Raw genomic sequence first — 15,439 nt, forward strand, 5'->3', positions numbered from 1 at the left:
TGAAAGTGTTTAAGGTAAAGTAAGGCTCACACAAAAAAGCGTGGCTATAAATCAGCCAATGGATGGGCTTCATTGGTCCAGGGCGAGTCAAAGAAGGATGCAACCACCTCTTCTGGCACATCTTCCACTCTCTTGTATTTCCATTTAGGCGATAAATCTTTTTCTATTAGCAATGCACGTACGCCTTCCTGAAACTCTCCGTGTTGACCACAGCGACAAGACATAATAGCCTCCATACGAAAGCAGTCAGCTAAAGACAACTCGGCCCCACGTTTGCACTCTTCAAATACTAAATGCGCCGTTATAGGTGACCCTTTAGCCAATGTAGATTGGGCCCGACTTAACCACTTATCTTCGCTTACATCTGCTGATAATAAATTATTCACCACATCGGTTACATTATCGGGTTCACACCATTTCTCGATAACGGATCGGTGAGACTCTACATTTGTTACAAGCTCATTTTCTGGCGTGTTAAGGCCGTTTAAAATAGTGGTAACTTGCCCGTTAAGTGAATCGGTTTCATCATCGAGTTTCCACGAGTAACTCTGAAGAGCGTCAAACATGGCGGGTTGTTGATCAGACGCCACTAATACATCAGCTAATTCTACGTAACAGGCGTCTGAGCCATTCATTTGTGCGCCAGTAAGTCCTAAGAAAAGGCCAGTTTTGCCTGGTAAGCGTGGCAGAAAATAGCTGCCTCCTACATCAGGATACAATCCAATGGTTATTTCAGGCATAGCAAGACGAGACGTTTCGGTGACTACGCGATGGCTTGCACCACAGATTAATCCCATTCCACCGCCCATAACGATACCAGAGCCCCACACAATAATGGGTTTGGCGTAATGATGAATTGTATAATCGAGGGTATATTCGGTACGGAAAAAGGAAGCTAGAAAATCAGGAATTTCGCCATTCGATTCAAGCATTGCGTTGTACATAGAGACAATATCGCCACCAGCACAAAATGCTTTTTCCCCTGCCGCTTTTAATACGACACAAACAAGATCGCTTCTATTTTCCCATGCTTGTAGTGCGTCTAATAACAAACTCGCCATTTCTAAATCTAACGCATTTAGGGCTTTGGGCTTATTTAGGGTAAGCACGCCCATCGTATGCCCTGACTGTGTTGGGATTTCTTCAACAATCACTACAGATTTTGTATGTTCCACTTTTTACTCCTTGTAGCATCAACTCTTCTTTTTCATCAAGCCTGTTATCACAGAACGCTATTTTCATCGCTTAGCAAACGCCTACCGATGATAACTCGCATAATTTCGTTTGTGCCTTCCAATATTTGATGTACCCGTACATCTCTTACGTGACGTTCTAACGGATATTCTTTGATATAGCCGTATCCACCATGCAACTGTAACGCGTCGTTACACACCTTAAAACCTACATCTGTGGCAAATCGTTTCGCCATTGCGCAATAGGTACTGCTATCAGCATGTTTACTATCAAGCTTACTAGCTGCCATTCTCACCATTTGACGGGCAGCAACCAATTCAGTTGCCATATCTGCTAATTTGAATTGCAACGCTTGGAAAGTAGCAATGGGTTTTCCAAATTGCTCACGTTCAGTGAGATACTGCCTGGCCACATTAAGCGCTTGTTGCGCCGTTCCTATGGAGCATGTTGCTATATTAATTCGCCCACCATCTAACCCCTGCATAGCCATTTTAAAACCTTGGCCTTCATCACCTAAACGACACGACGCATCAACCTTCACGCTGTCAAAAGTAATCATTCTGGTTGGCTGTGCATTCCAGCCCATTTTCTCTTCCGCTTTACCGTAAATAATACCGTCGGCATCAGCGGGAACAGCAAACGCACTGATCCCTTTTGGGCCGTCACCACCGGTTCTTGCCATTACCACTAATACGTCAGTACTGCCTGCGCCCGATATAAACACTTTTGCGCCGTTGAGCACATAGCCATTATCTACTGGCGTAGCTTTAGTTTTCAATGAAGCAGCATCTGAGCCAGCACCGGGCTCGGTTAAGCAATAAGAAGCCAGTTTTTCCCCTGATACAAGTACTTCACACCATTGCTTTTTAGTCGCTTCTTGGCCCCAAGTAGCAATCATCCACGTGGCCATGTTGTGAATGGTCAACATGGCAGTGGTGGTAGTGCACCCCATGGAAAGCTGCTCAAAAATAATAGATGCATCAAGGCGCGATAATCCCAGCCCGCCTTCTGATTCAGGAGTATATAAACCACAAAAACCTAGTTCACCCGCTTTTTTAATGGCCTCGACGGGAAAGTGATGGTCTCTGTCCCATTGTGCAGCATGGGGTGCAAATTCCTGCATCGCAAATTGACGAGCGGTTTCTTCAAAGGCGAGTTGATCATCTGAAAGGTCGAAATTCATATTGCTTGCCCTTCTGGGTAATAAATTGATAATTTGTTATGAACTGTATCAACTAGAACACAGCCATTGGGTAGACAGTCTCAAATACAGTATCTAACAACTTACCTTCACGTAAACGTAAATATCAAAAATAAATAAAGTTAATGTAAAATAATTGTGACAAATATAGTGATGCATTAACCCGTTTTTCAGCTCCCCTTGTCTTAAAATAATAAATAAAGACATATAGTTAGAAAGTTAACCTTACGGCTAATGCACTTTACACCCAGCGCTGATAAGCTATGTTTATTAAAACACTACTATATTGACACCTCTTGGATTATCGGATTGCTATTGTTGAAGATAACGCGACTGCGCGCACCACATTGCGGGGGCACCTTCTGCCCATTGCAAAATTAAACGTGAGCAGTTTTGGTTCAGGTGTAGAACTTAAGTCGGCGTTACGTAAACAGCATTTCGAACTCATTATTATGGACTACCACTTAGGCCAAGGAAGAACGGGAGTGGAATGGGTGCAAAGCCTTAAAGAATCAGATTTTATTCGCCCTAGCACCGGCTTTATTTTTCTAACCTCCGATCGTTCTCCGCAAACCATCGGCCGCATAATGGATTTGCAACCTGATGCGTTGCTTATAAAACCTTACACAATTGCCTCGTTGTCTCGTCAAATTAAGCACTATTTGAGCTATCGCAAGTATATTGAGCCCGTGTTACGGGAAATGGATAACAAACAACGCCCTTCTGCTATCACACTGTTACGTAAAAAATTGCGAGAAGGCGTACCACCAAGGCTAGCGTCTGATGTAGGTAAACTTTACGCCAAACTCTTGTTTGAAAACGAAGATATTTTACATGCGATGCGTGTATATGATGATGTACTCACGCGTTCAGATAAAGTACTTTGGGCACAGTGGGGCAAAATTAGGTGCCAATATGCGGCGGGACTATGGCCCGATTGCCAAGACGAACTTAGTGGTATGGTAACTTCAACCCTAGCGCGAGACAGCGCGTTTGAATGGCTTGCCTCTCTATCTTTTGAGCAAAAGTCGTATGAGCAAGTAGAGACCTATTTAAGCCAGATAAAGTTCAGCGATCTTAGTTTACCCGCTGCTAGGTTAAAATCTCTCGCGTATCAAAAACAGGACAAGGTGGTAGAGGCTATAGATCTGCTCCAAAAAAAGCGCGCTATGCATCGAAGTGCCAGAGACAGATTTAACGATTTCACCTTCGAATTGGCGGAGTTTTACTTATTGCTAGCAGAAGAAGCGCCTAGTACCAATCGAGAAGAAAGCTTAAGCCAAGCTCGTAAGTTAGTTGGCTTGGCAGGTCGCAGTCAAAGTGATCGCCAAGTATTGCAAAAAAGAGACTACCTACTGGCCTTTTCAGCCATTTTAGAAAGCGAAGATCAAAAAGCCGCTCACTTACTTGAAAGTGACTACATGGATGATTACTTGCGTACCGAGCCTTCGATGCTAGTGATTGCCGCAAAAGTACATCATGGTTTGGGCGAGGAAGGTAAAGCTAGCCAATTACTTGCCCTTGCAAAGCAGAAGAATGCCGAGCTGCAGATCATCTCAGAGCAGGTTGCTAACGACGATCTTATTTTTAGTGGTGGTGAGCGCCTGGGCCTTAATCATGACCAGGCAGTTATGCTAAATGAAACCGGTACACAGTTGTTTATGAACAAACAATACTTGCCGGCAATGAAACATTTCTATGATGCATTGAATTTATCGCCAGAAACGGCAGCATTCGGGCTTAATTTATTGCAGTGCATGATTGAATCAGACACCGCCGTTTATCGCAAATACGGAATTCGCAAACTGCTTCGTGTTATTGCTGATATGGCACTTTCAGATAGTAATCATCATAGGCTCACCCAATTAAACCTAACGGCCCAAGCTAATGCAGAAAAGCTAATAGCCCCTGCTATCAACGAAGACAACAAGCACCATTAAACGTTAGGTATAAACTGACCAAGTGTGCTCATACCGATGGTATGTTATTTCAAACGCATTAGTAGGCTTGATGTATCCCAGCGATGGCCACCCATTTTCTGAACGTCGCCATAATATTGGTCGACCAAGGCCGTTAGCGCTAATGTTGAACCATTTCGACGCGCTTCATCAAGGGCAATAGATAAATCTTTTCGCATCCAATCTACCGCAAAGCCATAATCATAATGGTTTTCGAGCATGGTAGACGCACGATTTTCCATTTGCCAAGATTGTGCAGCGCCTTTACTAATGACATCAATCACCGCTTTACAATCTAATCCTGCTTTTTGACCAAAATGAAGTGCCTCCGCTAGCCCTTGAACAATACCGGCAATGCAAATTTGGTTCATCATTTTTGCTAACTGGCCACTACCACTTTCACCTAGCAATTGACTGTGTCTAGCATAAGCAGAAAAAACAGCTTCAGCACGGTCAAAAGCCTGTTGTTCGCCTCCCACCATAACGGTAAGCAAACCATTTTCAGCACCGGCCTGGCCGCCTGACACTGGTGCATCTAAAAAGGCGATAGACTGCTTTTGACATAGTGAAAACATTTCACGCGCTACTTCTGCCGACGCGGTAGTGTGATCTATCAGTAGTGTACCCGGCCCCATCGTACCTAAGGCTTGGCTGGCAACGTCTTTAACATCGTTGTCGTTACCTACGCACATCAACACTATATCAGCATCTTTTGCGGCTTCTGCTGGGGATAGGGCAAGGGCGCCCTGAAACTCTTTAACCCACTTATCTGACTTCGCTTTTGTGCGATTATAAACAGTAACATCGAAGCCTGATTTTGCTAGATGCCCTGCCATGGGGTAGCCCATCACGCCAAGCCCTAGAAAACTGACTTTTATCGATGCATTATCGATAGGTGAATCTACAGATGAAGACGTTGTAGTTGTATTATTTGACATAGTGTAACTCTCTTCATAACTGATTATACTGAAGCGAAGTGTAACAAACTTTCTGATAACTAAAACAAAACAATAACTAAAATAAAGAGAAGCGCTATGAGCATATATACTCACCAAGTGGTTAGAAACAATGGCGAAGCTATTGCTATGTCAGACTTTAAAGGCAAAGTATTACTTATCGTTAATACCGCCAGTAAATGTGGTTTTACTAATCAATATGAAGGTTTAGAAAAACTCTATAAAGCATATAGTCCGAAGGGCTTCGAAATATTGGCATTTCCTTGCGATCAATTTGGTCACCAGGAACCGGGCTCAGATGATGATATTGCTCAATTTTGTAATATGAACTTTGGTGTTTCTTTTCCATTATTTAAAAAAACTGACGTTAATGGAACGCAAACCCATCCTCTTTACGTTGAATTAAAATCACAAGCACCTGGTTTACTTGGCTCTAAACGCATAAAGTGGAATTTCACTAAGTTTCTTGTCGATGCTAACGGAAACGTGGTTAAGCGTTACGGCCCAACCACGAAGCCGAGTGAAATAAGTAATGATATTGATGGACTCTTGAAAGCCTAAATTATTAACGTTTGATGAAGAGGGAGTGCAGTGTAATGAAAGTCGCGTTTTTTAGTGCCAAGCCTTATGAAGAAACTGTTTTTAAGGCAGCAGCCTTGAGCTTAGAAAAAGCCTTGAGCGTAGAAAAAGCCGAGGGCATTCCCCCTATTTCCTTTACTTATTTCCCTCATCAACTCACCGCTGAGACTGCCTTGCTTTGCCAAGGCTACGATGCAGTCTGTGTTTTCGTCAATGATGAACTTAACGCGAAAACTTTATATATTTTGCATGAGGCTGGCATCAAGCATATTGCCCTACGCTGCGCCGGTTTTAATAATGTTGATATCGCAACAGCCCATGAACTCAATATCAGCGTATCGAGAGTACCTGCCTACAGCCCGGAAACCGTGGCTGAACACACGTTAGCACTCATTCTTACCCTAAATCGCAAGACACATAAAGCCTATAACAGGGTAAAAGAAGGTAACTTTGAATTAAGCGGTTTACTGGGTTTCACTTTACACAACAAAACAGTAGGCGTGATAGGTACAGGGCGTATTGGCCAATCGGTGATCCGAATTTTGAAAGGCTTTGGTTGCAATGTCTTATGCTACGACCCCTACCCTAATGAGCAACTTAAACAAGAAGGCGTAGTTTACACGTCACTTGAATCGCTTTTTAGCCAAAGCCACATTGTTACTCTTCACTGCCCGCTTACTGAGCAAAGCTATCACCTTATCAATGAGTCGAGTATTGCCCTAATGCCCAAAGGCGCCATGCTGATAAACACATCACGTGGCGGATTGATTGATGATAAGTCGGTAATCAATGCGCTAAAAAGTGGGCATTTAGGGTATGTAGGTTTAGATGTTTATGAGCGAGAATCAGAGTTGTTTTTCAGTGACCACTCACAAGATATTATTCAAGACGACGTATTTCAGCGCTTACTCACGTTTCCCAATGTATTGGTAACTGGGCATCAAGGCTTTTTCACCAAAGAGGCTTTGAGTGAGATTGCCACCATTACCCTAGATAACTTACGCTTCTTTGCCGGTGACTCTAGCCTGAACGTTAACAACAATATGGTTCAGCACATAACTTAAGGGGCTTATTTTAAGAGGCTTGGCTTAACGGGTTAAAGCTAATGAGCATAGAATCAAGCACAACGCTTAAAGAAAATAGTAGAAAAGTAGCAATATTTGCTACTTTTCCAACACAAGATGGAAGTACTTTCCTAACCACATAAACGGTTCTGTTTGGTTATAGGTTCGTTCTAGGTTTACCAACCCTTCAAACTGGGTAGTTTGATGTTCTGGGTTCTTCAAGTAATCATGAAAACATCGTATGCCAGTTTTCGCTTTTACCGTAAAACCAATAGACTCACAAAAATCGCTGGCTTGTTTAGCCGGTAACGGATTTTTAGGGTTAAGGCGAACTTGGTTCCTGACTTTCATACCTTGCGCAATGTAATCAAAATTACCGTAAATGGCGTTAGTCATTAAGTTTGCATCACGGTTAAAAAAACTCAGGCTTAATATTGCCCCTTTACGCATGTTGTCATAGAGAAACTGAATAGCTTGGTAGGGCTCATTCAACCATTCCAATACCGCATGGCACACTATAAAATCAAAGTCTTCCATATTTTGAATATCTAACAAATATTGATGTTGAATACTCACGTTTGGAAACGTTTTTAAATTGTCTTTGGCATGAACTAATACATCTTCTGATCCATCAGTTAACAGTACACTATGTCCTAGCGATGCCAAGTGAGCGGCCATCACACCTGTGCCGCCCCCCACTTCTATCACCTTTTTAGGCTGTATGTTGTCTGATACTTCAACAAAAGGCACTAACGCCTCACAAAGCATAATTTGCCTAAGTTTCCCTTTTGTCGTGCCATAGATGTTATCGGCAAATTTTGCGGCTATACCGTCAAAAATATGATCTGATTTTTCTGTCATGCTGGGTTTGGAATATCAATAAAAGATACGTCGAGGTTAAACTCGATTTGAATGTGCTCACCTAATGCCTTCACGCCGTAGCGTTCAGTGGCATGATGACCCGCCGCAAAAAAGCTAATACCCATTTCACGCGCCGTATGAATAGTTTGTTCAGACACTTCACCGGTAATAAACGCATCTACCCCTGCCGCAACAGCTTGTTCGATAAAGCCTTGACCTCCGCCTGTACACCAAGCAACGGTTTTAATAGCTTTATTATCATCACCTTCCGCTAATACAGCTCGTCCTAACTTATCAGCTAATAGCTGCTGTAGGTCATGCTGAGACATTGGGCTTTCGAACTCCCCTTGCATAACCACACCCGTAGGTTTTACGCCGCTTAGGGCTCGCACATTGTCAATATTAAGCAGTGTCGCAAGCTGTCGGTTATTCCCAAACTCGGGGTGAACATCTAACGGTAGATGGTATGCGTATAAATTAATATCGTGTTCAAGTAATGCCTGAATGCGCTTTTTCTTCATGCCGGTAATTGCTTGCGACTCGCCTTTCCAAAAATAGCCATGATGCACCACGATGGCATCGGCATTTTCTGCAATGGCGGCATCAATCAAGGCTTGTGAGGCCGTAACCCCTGTTACTACACGTTGAATTTCTGGCTTGCCTTCAACTTGCAGACCATTAGGGCAGTAGTCGCTGATCTCATGGGCTCTAAGTGTGCCATCTAGATAGCGTTTAAGTTCAAGGTTACTTACTGACACAAACACTCCGGTTAACTGTTATACAATCAGTTCAACAATCATGTTGAACCTATAGAATTGTTAAGCATTATACTAATTTTGAACGACTACTGCCGTCCTTTCTTTTTACACACGCCAGCTACCATTCCCCGGTCTTATTTAAAATTTCCGTAATGGACTTTGCAATTTCCCAGCGCGGTGTATCACTTGAGTTACTCAGTATAATTATTGCGTTTTTACTGTCTGGATATGTAAGCACTAGCGATTTGTACCCACGAACACTACCTGGATGCCTCGCGACTTTCCCATATTCATTCTCATAAACCTGCCAACCTAGTGCCATGTATATTTCACCCCACGTGGTTTTTACTTGTGGCACTAACATCGCATCGAAGGATTGCTTATCTAAAATGACAGGAGCGTGGTTAAGCGTGAGCGTAAGCCATTGGCTTAAATCGTATACATTAGCAATGACGCCTTCACTGGGGTTAAAAGCTAAGTCATAGGGTCGCTGCTCAAGCTTGTCTATTAACTTTCCCCTGTAGGTTGGGTGCGTTTCAGCGAAATTTTCATTTGAGCCATCATAAAAATGACTTTTTCTGATTTTTGCTGGCTTAAAAATATTGTCATAGATGAAAGCGTCATAGCGCTGACCACTAACTGAGAGAATGATCTCACCCAACAGATTATAATTAGTGTCACTATACACAAAGCTGTGACTTTCAGACTCTTCGGGGACAGCGCCTCTCACCAATTCTAAATAACGCTTCAGCGATCTACCTTGTTTAACACTCACAGGCCTAATAACGTCCGTTAAGCCTGAAGAATGGGTGAGTAATTGCTTTATAGTAATTTGAGATTTTTCAAGCTGGGGGATGTATAAACCCACTTCGTCATCGAGGCTTAATTTTCTTCGCTCTACTAATTTCATTATGGCTTGCGCGGTGAAAAGTTTAGAAATTGACGCAGCCCTGAATAGCGTTTTATCCGTTGTGGGCTTGGTTAACTTCTCATCTAGGTAGCCGAAACCTTCAATATAACTGACTTTGCCGGCAGTAATGACCGCGACTGCCATTGCGGGAATAGCAGACTCAACTCGAACTTCGTCCAAGTACTGTGTCAGCTCCTTATGACTGTCTGGTTCGCCAGAAATAGCATTTACGGAAAAAACGAATAGGATTGAAATAGCTAATTTACGGTATATAGACCCAAACGCGTATTCAATATTCACAAAGGGCTTCCCTACTCACAGCCAAAATTAAAAGTAACTTCGGCTATGCCTTTTTAAATTGAAAGTAGAGGTTGATTCACGATGAAGGTAAAGGACGTAGTTACCAGAATTTTAATACGTCTGCTGCCAGATAACCTACACCTATGCCAAAACACATCATAGAAATCGTTCTAATGAACTTTAAAAACTTTGATGCATCATATATTTGCTTACCTTTGAGTAGTGAATCAATTATATGATCCTGCCCCGTAATCGACAAAATAATGGAAGCCACAAAAAAACCGAGGGAGACATAAAGATCTTTATCTGCTTCTATGGCTTTCAATTGAACAAGAACGACGATTGCACCAATAGCAGCAGAAGATAACCACGCATATTGTTTTAGTAATTCAAAATGTAATTCTGTGGTAAGGGTCTCATTTTTGATTTTATTCTGTTGGGCTGAATCTAGTTCCGGTTTTTCTTCTAATTCCGATGAATCCATTATAAACATCCAATTTTAATGTAGATCTACCCTCATTGATGAGGCTAATAATACTTTTGCAGTATTCTTACAGGAAATGAATCAAGAGCGTTTCATTAGTTGCGTTTAATTTAACGACTTTGTCTAGCAGGTTCAAACGTATCATATCTTGGCAGCGCAGCATCTAAGTTGTCCCAGTTTGCTTTTGACGTAACAAAGTTGTGAGAGATGGGTCTTTCTGAAATATCTGAATCTACAATACCAAGCCGAATTCTCAGCTTTTCAGGATTAGCTGCATTTGAACTATAAATGGGTGATGCACAGGTCGAGCAGAAATGTCTATTTTTGCCTGGTTTAAACTCGTATGTAGCAAGTTTCTTCTGTGGGTCTATTAGGCGGAATTCGTTAGCATTGATAAAGCCATTGGTGGCATAGGCAGTGCCACTATTCTTTCTACAAAGTGAGCAATGACAATGAATGATGTCATCTATCGAGCCTAAAATCTCGACGCTTATTTCGCCGCACAGACAGGTTCCGTAATACATATATATACTTCCTTTTACCTAATCCCTATCTAGAATGCATGTTATCCAATCTCGGTAACTTAACACTCTGGCCTCATTTTTTAGTTATTTTGTGAAATGTTGCCAGCAACGCCTTGTGCTACAAAGGGTACTAGGTGACTGATCACCTCTTCAATGTCCACATGCTTGTGAAAATCCGACTCAGCGATTTCTGTTAACGCTCGGCTTGAAGCCATTGAGAAGACAAAACTTCCCATTGCAAAGTGCAAGCGCCAGAAAAGCGCTTCTTGAGGAAGGTCGGGTAAGCATTGTTGAATAGCGTCAACCAAGGCTCTAATTGTTTCGCCGTAGTCGGTCATAATGAAACGGCGCAAGTGTCCTTGGGTTTCGTTATACCCTCGACCCAATAGCTGAACAAATATGGCTGTACCCGACGGTCTTAACACATTGAGTTTCAACATAGGAGGAATGAGTGCATACAACAAGGTAGCAACACCTTCGCTTCCGGAAGATACCTTATTGTTGGCAAGGCAGGTATTCACTTCGGGCATCAAAATATCGAAATACCTTTTTAGCACTGCCTGGATAAGGTTTTTCTTACTACCAAAGTGATAATTGACTGACGCTAGATTAACCTCGGCTCGAGTCGTAATCTCGCGCATCGATGTCTGCGTGAACCCTTGCTCTGAAAAGAGCAGTTCAGCAGCATCTAAAATATCAGCTTTAGTTTGCTTCGCCATTTTTTATTTTTCTTTAACCTAAGTCTCATCACACCCGTTCCTGCGTGTGAAAACGACTCGGAACGGGGTAAAAAGGTTACGCATAACCACAAAGGAATTCTGTAACCTATTATTTTATATTAATTATTCTTAAAACCAGTGCCTTGCTTTGTTCCAAGTCTGCATGACTACGCGTTCAGCAACAGCTGCAACCGACAGCCCTAGCTTTTCTGCTACATTCTTCTTCAACGAGTACTTAACCTTAAATATTTCGCGCTCTGGAAAGTGCGACAAAATGTAATCGTCTGACGTTGAAAGCGCATCAACCAAGCCTAGTTCTTTGGCTTTAACACCAGGCCAATATTCACCCGTTGCCACTTTCTCAATGTTCATTTCAGGGCGCTGGCTATGAACGAAGTCTTTAAATAACGTGTGAATTTCTTCAATCTCTTCTTTAAATTTTGCGCGCCCTTCGTCATTATTTTCACCAAACACGGTAAGCGTACGTTTGTATTCACCTGCCGTATGTTGCTCAAATTCCACATCGTTCTTCTTCAATAATTTATTGAAATTTGGCAATTGCGCTAACACACCAATTGAACCGATATAGGCAAATTGTGATGCTAACAATTTATCTGCCACACAAGCCATCATGTAACCGCCACTGGCCGCTACTTTGTCTACCGCGATAGTTAACGTTAGGCCTTTTTCTTTAATGCGCTGTAACTGCGAAGCCGCTAGTCCGTAACCATGTACCACACCACCGCCACTTTCTAAGCGCACAAGTACTTCATCTTCTTTGTTAGCCACACATAAAATAGCGGTGATCTCTTCACGTAAGTGCTCAACTTCGTTCGCATCCATAGAGCCTTTAAAATCGATGACGAATAAACGCGACTTTTCTTCTTCATCGTTCGCTTTTTTACTTTTGTTTTTGGCTTTATCTTCTTTCTTCTGCTTTTTAGCCAATTGCTTCAATGCTGCTTTGTCGAGCAACACTTGCTTCGCGTAATGGGTAATGTCTTTTAATTGCTCTGAAAGAGAGATTATTTCTAACTGACCTTTACCCTGTTTCTGCTTACTAGCAACGCCAACGATGGTCGATACCACGATAATAAACGCGATAACTAAGGTAACGGCCTTAGCCACAAATAAACCGTATTCGTACAAAAACTCCAAACCTATCTCCTAGTACAAAATAAAAGGGTCTGTTATCAGACCCTTCTTAACGACCTTATTGTCCTAAATAGAACTTACATTAAGGCGACTTTATATAATGGCGCCTATAATAGCAGTCTAATTTTCCTCTGACGATAGGGTTAACGTACTGATTGTATTTGCAGATATTTCTTCGTCGGTAAAATAGAGTTCTCGTAACGTGGGTTGAGACGAATAAAGTTCGGTTTGATCAACTGAATGTTCACTGCCATACCCCCTAGATTGAGAGTATGAAAGAAGGCCTCTGCCTTGTGGCCCCTCTTCAGTAAAGTTAATGACCATCATCCAACTGCTACCATAATTAATATGATAACCCTCTGCTTCTGCGCTCATAATGGTATTACTGTTAAGCGGTGCATAGGTATGTCTTGGCAGTAAAGTGCCGTTGTTCCCCGGCACAATATTAAACACATTAAAGCCACCTTCAATGTTATGTGCCCCGGCCCATGGAAGTTTAATACCCGATGCAGACCCGTCTGGAAGGCTCCGTTCTACAAATTGTACTTCGCCTAAGGTTGCATCAAGCGCTACACCGGCTTGGTTAACAACCTGAACTGCAGCAGCAAATTGATTAATTGTGGTGTCATTCTGCAATAAACCACTTGGCGTGGTAACAGGGTTATCAACAGAAAACGGTGTTTCCCACTGTGGATCCCTGTCGAATTGAAATGCAAACTCTCTAAATACGTGTGCCCCAACACTGTCTTTGTTCATGGTGCCATCCCACGAGGCCAATGCTGCACAGCCAGCGGAGATATCCACGTCTTCACCATTTACCGTAACAGGATCACTACCTTGGGCTGTACAAGCTTGAAGTAAGCTAGGCAACACCATATCGGCCAGCATGCTTCGGTTGTTAAGTAGCAAGGTTTCCACTTCGTCAGGCGTGAATGTGTTATCACTACCTGCTTCAGATTCAATAAATTGCTGGGCTAAGCGTGATCGCAGACTTTGTTGATTTTCCACATTGCCATAAAGTGGCGAAACACCCGTGATAGGTGAAGATAAATTTGTTAACCAGAAGCTGTCGTTAGAGTTTTGAACTGAATCTGTTCCTTCATATTTGGGTGCTTCCTCGTAAGGTACAGGTCCATCAAAATCAAACGCTGAGGCAAAACCGGGTAAAACAGTAAAACCTGCCGCTATTTTTGTTTGTACTAAAACTGGATTAGTGGTCAATTCTGAAATGGCGGTTTCAGTTAAATTGGGGACGGTAGAATCGTCTATATAGAATACCTGACCGTCCGCTGAAGCAGACATGGTGTTGTTAAAAATAACACCATCATAGTCTTTGAAGGCTTGTTTGAACTCATCCATAGAGCCCGCCATATTCATCGCTAGCCAGTGATCAACAACATCCAAATTCGGCAAATTTGCATCTTTAATGGCAAACGCATTCGTGTCCGTCCACTCAAAATTACCCGGCACTTCAATCATAGGCCCGTAATTTGTGTAATAAGCGGTTTTATTAAGCATAATGGTTTGGCCTGGTGCCACCGCCACCTCAATCTGCATAGGCTTTTCGTAAATGGTTCGTTTACTACCATCAACCCTATGAGTAAGGCCCGTATCGTCATCTTCATCTAACGTTAATTGATAAACGACAAAGTGCTCAGCTGTAGAAAAGGTGTGTGTCCACGCAACGTTTTCGTTGAAGCCTATATTCACCGCACCTGGTAACCCCGTCAAAGAGCCACCTGTGACGTTTAAATAGCCAGGTATTTGTGTATGGAACTGCCAAAAACGTAAATTCCCTGTGTGAGGAAAATGGGGGTTTCCTAAAACCATTCCCATGCCATTTGTGGTTTTATCGCTCCCTAATCCCCAGCCATTTGATCCCATGTCTTGTGGATTTTTCTCCGGCAGCGCTATGGTAGGGTTAATGTTAAATGGCATGGCATTTACTTGCCTATTCGCCGCCAAGGCAGCAGGGAATGCAGCTATTTCTTGTGAAGCGAAGTTCAAGTTTGCCGCAGGAGTGGGTAAATAGCTTTCGCCCTCAGGCGCCGCTAAAAACATTGGCCCTAAAAAGTTAGCAGCACCTGGCAGTAAGGCGACACCCAGTGAATACGTTAATAAATCAGTACTATCAATTTCCGTCACCCAAGGCTGTCCAGCACATGATTGGTCTTGGTCAGCCACAGGGGTGTCGGCCAAGTAGCGGTTATAACCTGCTGTATAACCTTGAAACATGGCTCTTGAGTTTGCTGACATGCGTGCTAAATTCTCTTCAGCCAGCGCACGAATCCCTAATGTCAAAAAGCCGAAATCGTTAATAAGATGCTCTGAATCACCACTGCCCGCTTGGTTGTCGGGACCAAAGTATTTCGAGCGCTCGGAATTATATTTAATAATTTGGTCGGCTAAAACACACAAATTATCTTTAGCAAACGCATAACCCACCCCGTAGGCCATACTTTCTAGATTATCCGCTTTAATATGAGGTACACCGTAAGTCGTCCACGTTATGTCAGCCGTTAATACACCATCAGTATCGAAAGCTGGTACCGGTGTAGGTGTAGGTTCAACGGGAGATGGCTCAGGGGGGGTAGGCGTTTGAACGTTATCAAAATTATTATCGTTCCCTCCACAACCTAGTAGCGTGGCAGCAATAGAGGCTGCGAGAAGTGTACGATATGGCAAAATACGATTCTTTGGTATTTTCACAAACTGTCCCTTATTGTTGTAATACGCGAAATCAAGATCCTGTATCTTTTTTTCTTCAACAGATCCG

Annotated in this window: 14 protein-coding genes; 3 read left to right on the top strand and 11 right to left on the bottom strand. The window is 42.7% G+C overall.

Features of this window, described 5'->3' with window-relative positions; all coding sequences use genetic code 11:
- Window positions 1-44 precede the first annotated feature (44 nt).
- Together C7Y69_RS07695 and C7Y69_RS07700 are read right to left on the bottom strand one after the other, a co-directional pair.
- A complete protein-coding gene (locus C7Y69_RS07695; RefSeq protein WP_126872308.1) occupies window positions 45-1,175 on the bottom strand; it encodes an enoyl-CoA hydratase/isomerase family protein in 1,131 nt (376 codons plus the stop codon).
- Between the two features lie 47 nt (window positions 1,176-1,222).
- Window positions 1,223-2,377: an acyl-CoA dehydrogenase family protein gene (locus tag C7Y69_RS07700; protein WP_126872309.1), complete on the bottom strand. Its 1,155-nt coding sequence runs from the start codon at window positions 2,375-2,377 to the stop codon at window positions 1,223-1,225.
- 314 nt (window positions 2,378-2,691) lie between these two features.
- Here C7Y69_RS07700 and C7Y69_RS07705 point away from each other — a divergent pair, with 314 nt between their 5' ends.
- Window positions 2,692-4,335, top strand: coding sequence for a response regulator (locus C7Y69_RS07705; protein ID WP_260563445.1), 1,644 nt, complete (start codon window positions 2,692-2,694; stop codon window positions 4,333-4,335).
- Between the two features lie 44 nt (window positions 4,336-4,379).
- Here the strand turns inward: C7Y69_RS07705 and C7Y69_RS07710 are convergent, their stop codons facing one another.
- The gene (locus C7Y69_RS07710) at window positions 4,380-5,291 is read right to left on the bottom strand and encodes an NAD(P)-dependent oxidoreductase (protein ID WP_126872310.1); all 912 of its coding nucleotides are present in this window, start codon (window positions 5,289-5,291) and stop codon (window positions 4,380-4,382) included.
- A 96-nt stretch (window positions 5,292-5,387) separates the two neighbouring features.
- Between C7Y69_RS07710 and C7Y69_RS07715 the strand changes: the two genes are divergently transcribed.
- Both C7Y69_RS07715 and C7Y69_RS07720 read left to right on the top strand, forming a co-directional pair.
- A complete protein-coding gene (locus C7Y69_RS07715) occupies window positions 5,388-5,870 on the top strand; it encodes a glutathione peroxidase (protein ID WP_013784013.1) in 483 nt (160 codons plus the stop codon).
- 35 nt (window positions 5,871-5,905) lie between these two features.
- Window positions 5,906-6,952: a 2-hydroxyacid dehydrogenase gene (locus tag C7Y69_RS07720; protein WP_126872311.1), complete on the top strand. Its 1,047-nt coding sequence runs from the start codon at window positions 5,906-5,908 to the stop codon at window positions 6,950-6,952.
- A 99-nt stretch (window positions 6,953-7,051) separates the two neighbouring features.
- On the opposite strand, the gene C7Y69_RS07725 is transcribed toward C7Y69_RS07720, so the two are convergent.
- The 8 genes from C7Y69_RS07725 to C7Y69_RS07760 form a co-directional block, all read right to left on the bottom strand.
- Window positions 7,052-7,813: a methyltransferase gene (locus C7Y69_RS07725; protein ID WP_126872312.1), complete on the bottom strand. Its 762-nt coding sequence runs from the start codon at window positions 7,811-7,813 to the stop codon at window positions 7,052-7,054.
- Window positions 7,810-8,571: a Nif3-like dinuclear metal center hexameric protein gene (locus C7Y69_RS07730; protein ID WP_126872313.1), complete on the bottom strand. Its 762-nt coding sequence runs from the start codon at window positions 8,569-8,571 to the stop codon at window positions 7,810-7,812. The genes C7Y69_RS07725 and C7Y69_RS07730 overlap by 4 nt, the downstream gene beginning before the upstream one ends.
- Before the next feature lie 118 nt (window positions 8,572-8,689).
- Window positions 8,690-9,781 carry a serine hydrolase domain-containing protein gene (locus C7Y69_RS07735; RefSeq protein ID WP_126872314.1) on the bottom strand — a complete coding sequence of 364 codons (1,092 nt, stop codon included), beginning with the start codon at window positions 9,779-9,781 and terminating at the stop codon, window positions 8,690-8,692.
- A 100-nt stretch (window positions 9,782-9,881) separates the two neighbouring features.
- Window positions 9,882-10,265, bottom strand: a complete 384-nt coding sequence (locus tag C7Y69_RS07740) for a hypothetical protein (protein ID WP_126872315.1) — start codon at window positions 10,263-10,265, stop codon at window positions 9,882-9,884.
- Window positions 10,266-10,375: 110 nt separating this feature from the next.
- Window positions 10,376-10,789: a GFA family protein gene (locus C7Y69_RS07745; protein ID WP_126872316.1), complete on the bottom strand. Its 414-nt coding sequence runs from the start codon at window positions 10,787-10,789 to the stop codon at window positions 10,376-10,378.
- Between the two features lie 80 nt (window positions 10,790-10,869).
- Entirely contained in the window at window positions 10,870-11,508 is a 639-nt protein-coding gene (locus C7Y69_RS07750) for a TetR/AcrR family transcriptional regulator (protein WP_126872317.1), read from the bottom strand.
- A gap of 129 nt (window positions 11,509-11,637) precedes the next feature.
- Window positions 11,638-12,666, bottom strand: a complete 1,029-nt coding sequence (sohB, locus tag C7Y69_RS07755) for a protease SohB (RefSeq protein ID WP_126872318.1) — start codon at window positions 12,664-12,666, stop codon at window positions 11,638-11,640.
- Window positions 12,667-12,783: 117 nt separating this feature from the next.
- The gene (locus C7Y69_RS07760) at window positions 12,784-15,372 is read right to left on the bottom strand and encodes an acylase (protein ID WP_126872319.1); all 2,589 of its coding nucleotides are present in this window, start codon (window positions 15,370-15,372) and stop codon (window positions 12,784-12,786) included.
- Window positions 15,373-15,439: the final 67 nt, after the last annotated feature.

The organism is Alteromonas sp. KS69 (assembly GCF_003989595.1).
Lineage (GTDB): Bacteria > Pseudomonadota > Gammaproteobacteria > Enterobacterales > Alteromonadaceae > Alteromonas > Alteromonas naphthalenivorans.

Bases quoted from the DNA above. Each gene is read 5' to 3' on its own strand.
- C7Y69_RS07710 (WP_126872310.1), bottom strand. From the start codon at position 5,291: ATGTCAAATAATACAACTACAACGTCTTCATCTGTAGATTCACCTATC.
- C7Y69_RS07750 (WP_126872317.1), bottom strand. From the start codon at position 11,508: ATGGCGAAGCAAACTAAAGCTGATATTTTAGATGCTGCTGAACTGCTC.
- C7Y69_RS07715 (WP_013784013.1), top strand. From the start codon at position 5,388: ATGAGCATATATACTCACCAAGTGGTTAGAAACAATGGCGAAGCTATT.
- C7Y69_RS07725 (WP_126872312.1), bottom strand. From the start codon at position 7,813: ATGACAGAAAAATCAGATCATATTTTTGACGGTATAGCCGCAAAATTT.
- C7Y69_RS07745 (WP_126872316.1), bottom strand. From the start codon at position 10,789: ATGTATTACGGAACCTGTCTGTGCGGCGAAATAAGCGTCGAGATTTTA.
- C7Y69_RS07740 (WP_126872315.1), bottom strand. From the start codon at position 10,265: ATGGATTCATCGGAATTAGAAGAAAAACCGGAACTAGATTCAGCCCAA.
- C7Y69_RS07720 (WP_126872311.1), top strand. From the start codon at position 5,906: ATGAAAGTCGCGTTTTTTAGTGCCAAGCCTTATGAAGAAACTGTTTTT.
- C7Y69_RS07700 (WP_126872309.1), bottom strand. From the start codon at position 2,377: ATGAATTTCGACCTTTCAGATGATCAACTCGCCTTTGAAGAAACCGCT.